Source organism: Bartonella sp. MM73XJBT.G (assembly GCF_028618435.1).
GTDB lineage: Bacteria > Pseudomonadota > Alphaproteobacteria > Rhizobiales > Rhizobiaceae > Bartonella.
The window spans coordinates 1-4045 of the sequence record NZ_JAQISW010000051.1 but is presented as its reverse complement, the minus strand read 5'-3'; the positions used below and the strand labels follow the sequence as shown (position 1 = coordinate 4045).

Below are 4045 nucleotides of genomic sequence, written 5' to 3'. Positions count from 1 at the left end.
GGGAAGGATGCACTCTTTTGAAGGCTAGAGTGCATCCTCCTACTAAGACTTGGATATATGCCATGAGGGTTAGGCATATATCCCTTGAGGGGAAGGATGCACTCTTTTGAAGGCTAGAGTGCATCCTCCTACTAAGACTTGGATATATGCCATGAGGGTAGGCATATATCCCTTGAGGGGAAGGATGCACTCTTTTGAGGGCTAGAGTGCATCCTCCTACTAAGACTTGGATATATGTCATGAGGGTTAGGCATATATCCCTTGAGGGGAAGGATGCACTCTTTTGAAGGCTAGAGTGCATCCTCCTACTAAGACTTGGATATATGCCATGAGGGTTAGGCATATATCCCTTGAGGGGAAGGATGCACTCTTTTGAAGGCTAGAGTGCATCCTCTACTAAGACTTGGATATATGTCATGAGGGTTAGGCATATATCCCTTGAGGGGAAGGATGCACTCTTTTGAAGGCTAGAGTGCATCCTCCTACTAAGACTTGGATATATGTCATGAGGGTTAGGCATATATCCCTTGAGGGGAAGGATGCACTCTTTTGAAGGCTAGAGTGCATCCTCTACTAAGACTTGGATATATGCCATTTGAGGGTAGGCATATATCCCTTGAGGGGAAGGATGCACTCTTTTGAAGGCTAGAGTGCATCCTCTACTAAGACTTGGATATATGCCATTGAGGGTAGGCATATATCCCTTGAGGGGAAGGATGCACTCTTTTGAAGGCTAGAGTGCATCCATAGGGGAAGGCATATCTCATAAAAATAGAGAAAGCCCAAGAGATTTATTTTATCTCTATCGGTTTGCGTATTTTATAAATATTTTCTTTGTCTCCTCAATATTTGAGAGGGTTATAGAGTAAGACTCACTTATGACACATCATCATAATATTGAGATCTCTATGAGAATTAAGATATTTTTGTGCTATTTTTTTGTCTTTTTCTTGATTTTATTAGATCGCACAAAATTTATGAGGCATTTGTCCTTAATTCAGCTTTTGGTTGCACCAATGGATTTGATTGATATTTCGTTGATTTCAATTGTTTTATTCATATCGGGGGTTTTATTCATATCGCCTTTAAAGAATGGTGCTTTATCATAGAACATAATAAATTGAGTCAATTTTTGTGATTCCTTAATCTTTGACGTGTTTTATTTTTTACGGGCTCTTTTGCTTGTAATGAGTCGATGGTTTGATGAATTTTAAGGGGGTTTGATGAATTTTAAGGGGGTTTGATGAATTTTAAAATAAAGAAGAAAAGCCCGTGTTAAAAGATAAGGAAGTCTCATGAGAATTGGCTCTTTTAGGCTAATCTTACTAAGATGAAGAGCAGAAAACTATAATTCATCAATCCATTACCAGGATAAAATTCCCTATTGATATTTTAACGATAAAGAAAAACATTCGTGATTCTGTTGCGTCATAAAACTCTGTTGCGTCATAAAACAGCGTATGTTGTAAAATAGCTTCTCTCTTAAATTCCTGGTCTTTTGATAAATTCTTTGTCCTTTGAGAAAATTCTTTTGAAAAAATTCTTTTGAGGGGGAATTTTTAAGTTGATTGCAAAAAAGAATGTTCTTTTTTACAGGGAAACCTTATGGAAGAAAAGTACAAAGTTTAAGAGGGTTTTAGTTTAAGAGGGTTTTTAAGACGATACAGCTGTAAAAAAAAACCTTCTGCTTTAAACAGAAGGCAAAAATTAAGAAGATTCCCAACATTGGATCGTAAAAATGTCAAAAAAGAATAAATTTAGAAAACTTACTTTTCTATAGCTAACAGAAAATCAAAAAGAGAGCAATATAAAAATACTTTTTACAAAAAAGAAAATTTTGCTTTTTATGCCTTAAAACATCATGAATACTTCTTTTTCATTGAATGTTTATTTTGTAATTCACAGTAAAATTAAATCTTTAAATATGTTATGACATATGAAACCATATTTATTCTTCAATAAAAAAACAACAAAAGAGCTCCCAAAGGTGATAGATCGATAGATCGGTGCGATAGGCTGGTGTGGAATTGAGGGGCTTTGTTTGTTTTAGTTTGTTTTAAGGGCGGGCGTGTTGCGTATAAGGGTTTTGGTAAAGCGCGCCGTGTTTTTAGCTGTGGTAGGGCTAATGGTGAGAGCGGTTGGGGGGGATGTGTGGGGTTATTCAGAATGTTTATGGTTTGCATAACCCCAATGAAAGGCAAGTAAGTCTAAACAATCGCGTAAATGATCGGCAAGGGAGTTTTGTTTGCGTTTTGAAGGGCTTAATTCTTTGATCGCTTGTCCATAACCAATAACCCGTTCAAGCAGTGAATAGCCAAGAATACCTAGTTGTCCTTTGATGGTTTTTAAATGATTGGAGGCTTCTATTTGCTGTTCAATGGGGTGGGTATAGCCTTGGCTAGAGGAGACTTTTTCACGGGTGTAGTCAAGGCTCATGTAGAGATCTGCTTGACTGTAACGCCAGTAACAATAAAAACGTTCTGCGGCTTTATATTGTGCCTTACTGATATGGCCTTTTGCATATAAAAGCGCAATGGGACGGCTGTGTGCATTGACAAGAACTTTGATGGTGCGCGGGTTGCTGGAACTTTCTGGATAAGCAGACTGAAAATAAGGATTGCTCGTTTCAAGGGCGATTTCTTGCGTCTTTAAATGTCCCATGTGTTTTTCTTTCTGTTTTCCTTTCTCGTGAAGCTCAAGAGGGTGTGTGTTTTTTCTCTTATCTTGATGGTTCATATCATCTCCTTAGAATAAAGTATCGTTTGTTTCTCGTTTTTAAAAATATTGCCTATCCATTATCTGTTTTGGGAAAAGAGGGGGGCCTGTTTTGGGGGAAAGAGAGGGGGGCTTAGAAGAAGACATGGAGTGGGCGGGCGTGGTGCGTATGGGGGTTTTGGTAAAGCGCGTGTGTTTTTTAGCTGTGGTGGGGCTGATGAGAGATGTTGGGGGGATGTGCGTGGTGCGTTATGTGGTCTTGGGGATGGCTTGGATTGTTGTGCTGTGTATATGGGTGTGTGAGGGAAGCCCCCCCATGGATTTTGCCTCTTGAAAAGAGGGGTGTTTTGTTGCATGGTAAATTTTCCTTGAATGGCTTGATGAGCGAATAATTTGATGGGGGCGGCCATGGCGTTGCGCAGGTTTTTGTCTTTGAAGAGACTGGTGTTTTTTGGCATTTTGATTGCTGTCTTTTGGGCTGTTTATGGGGAAATGAAGGCGTTGGGGATGACGTGGGGCGTATTTTTACGGGCTGTGGCATTTTATGGTATTCCCGGCATTCTCCTTATGGTGGGGTATGAAATACTGCAGCGGCGTGGTGTAGATAAGGTTTTGTTCTTCAAGATGCTGTTGTTTGGCTTCATTTTTGTTGCTGTCACTCATTTTATTTATGAGCAAGCGGAGCATTTGGGCATGACCTGGCTTTGGTTCTCCAATAGGTGGGTGTTTGACGTCCTTTGGTGTCTTGTTCTTGGACTTGTTTTGGCACTTATTGATCGAGGGGCAAAACGCTTTGGTATAACTTGGTTTGATTTTCTTTATATGGGAGGGGAGAGTTCGGTTGTGCCTAAAGCCTTGTTCTGGAAAAGAATGGCAATTGGCTGCATTGTCCTCCTTTGCCTCGTCTGTGCTCTTGTGGCGGCCCAAGTATTTCTGTGTGACAAGGAGAAAATGTTGGGGCTTGTTTGTATAGAGTCGTGTTTTCGGCAATGGTGAATAGGATATGGGGGTGAATAGGATATGGGTGAAATTGTTGTCCTTGGATTTCGCCTCTTGGAGAGAGAGGGGTGCATTGTGAACGTTTTTTTTTGTGCGATTTGATGAGAGAGTGCGTTGATGCTACTTGAGGGGTTATTTTTACTGTTATTGGTCTGCATTTTGGCTGTTGGCTTGGTTTTTCTTCATAAGGCAGCTGCGCGCCGCGGGGTGAGAGGCTGGCTGCTTTTTTGGAGATGGGTGGTCTTGTATGGCTTGATGGCTCTTTATCTTGGTTTTATTTGTGCAGGTGTTAGAAGTGTCCCTGTGAGCGAGGCGTTATTGTTGAAAGGGG

4 protein-coding genes and 1 pseudogene are annotated in these 4045 nt (G+C 40.5%); 3 read left to right on the top strand and 2 right to left on the bottom strand.

Annotated features, from left to right (window positions below):
• Positions 1–997: 997 nt before the first annotated feature.
• Positions 998–1129, bottom strand: a complete 132-nt coding sequence (locus tag PVV59_RS09525) for a hypothetical protein (RefSeq protein ID WP_273755845.1) — start codon at positions 1127–1129, stop codon at positions 998–1000.
• Between the two features lie 1028 nt (positions 1130–2157).
• Entirely contained in the window at positions 2158–2736 is a 579-nt protein-coding gene (locus PVV59_RS09520; RefSeq protein ID WP_273755844.1) for a hypothetical protein, read from the bottom strand.
• A 91-nt stretch (positions 2737–2827) separates the two neighbouring features.
• On the opposite strand from PVV59_RS09520, the gene PVV59_RS09515 reads away from it, so the two are divergent.
• From PVV59_RS09515 to PVV59_RS09505, 3 genes and pseudogenes are all read left to right on the top strand, one after another.
• Entirely contained in the window at positions 2828–3049 is a 222-nt protein-coding gene (locus tag PVV59_RS09515; RefSeq protein ID WP_273755843.1) for a hypothetical protein, read from the top strand.
• A gap of 74 nt (positions 3050–3123) precedes the next feature.
• Entirely contained in the window at positions 3124–3711 is a 588-nt protein-coding gene (locus tag PVV59_RS09510; protein WP_273755842.1) for a hypothetical protein, read from the top strand.
• Between the two features lie 120 nt (positions 3712–3831).
• Positions 3832–4045, top strand: a pseudogene (locus tag PVV59_RS09505) (hypothetical protein); the annotation flags it as partial.